The sequence below is a fragment of the Fulvivirga kasyanovii genome (assembly GCF_009711405.1).
In the GTDB taxonomy this organism is placed as follows: Bacteria; Bacteroidota; Bacteroidia; order Cytophagales; family Cyclobacteriaceae; genus Fulvivirga; species Fulvivirga kasyanovii.
The window spans coordinates 657-1,705 of sequence record NZ_SMLW01000185.1; the positions used below are offsets into that span (position 1 = coordinate 657).

1 protein-coding gene is annotated in these 1,049 nt (G+C 33.8%); it reads right to left on the reverse strand.

Translation table 11 applies throughout. The annotated features are described in order from the left end of the window. Positions 1 to 494: 494 nt before the first annotated feature. Positions 495 to 1,007, reverse strand: coding sequence for a hypothetical protein (locus tag E1163_RS00685; protein WP_155168602.1), 513 nt, complete (start codon positions 1,005 to 1,007; stop codon positions 495 to 497). Positions 1,008 to 1,049: the final 42 nt, after the last annotated feature.

A 1,049-nucleotide genomic window follows, 5' to 3' on the forward strand; every position in this document is an offset into this window, starting at 1 on the left:
TATTTCATTTTAGGTCTTAGGATCGCTGCGCTAAACTACGACCAGGTAGGGTGGGTTACAGGTTAATATCCACTTTTCTGTAAAAATCTTGAATTTGTCTAAATGACAATTCTGAGGTGCTTCTATTGCCAATTTCAAAACTTTTAGATTCATAATAAAAGGTTATTGCTTCATAATTGCTCTGCTCTATTGCCAAACCAATATCAATTTCTAATATCATATTATTGTTGCTATCAAAAAACCTTATGTCATCGTAATTAATTTCAACTTTAGAAAAGGTGAATTGTTTTTTGCTGAATCTAATATTTAATATACTTCGATCCACTGTTAAAGTATTCTCTCCCCTGGTCGTAGCGTCCGCTACGGACCCGTATGTTCTTGAGGTCCGCTCAATTATTGAATATAACACAAAGGCATACTATTATCAAGGCCACATTTCGCATATCTACAAGTGGATACGAGCTGCAAGCTCGCACTAGCATGAGAGGGAGTTTTTACTCACCAAAAATATCCTTTATATTTTGCTGACTTAAGCCTTCCAAATAGAAGGATTTCAAATTATTATCCGAATCGATTCCGATATAAAGCCCTCCTGATGCTTTATAATAATCCAATCCATCATTGTCGTCACCGAAAGCAAAACATACAGAGCTGGTGGAAGTTCGAGCAATTTTAGTTAATAGTTTCTTACGTACCCCTTTAGCTTTAAGGTCATCAATAAAAAACCCATTATTTTGACTATTTAAGATATTAATTCGATAACTATCTGTGAATATAACTGCATTGTTGTTTATTGAAACAACTGTTATCTCAAACAAGTCTCCAACATGGCTATCAAAACGAAATTCTACAAAATTGCCTCTTTCAAAATTATCAAATTTAATTACACTTGGAGGCATTTCGTAGTTGCGTAATTTTATATTGAGGGGTATACGTGATATGCTATCATAAAATTCTAATTTCAGGTTAGGCTCACTTTCCAATCTTTTAACACTTATTTTTATCATATTTTTCCTACTGAAAGTGTTTTACCGCTGGTAATTCTCCCC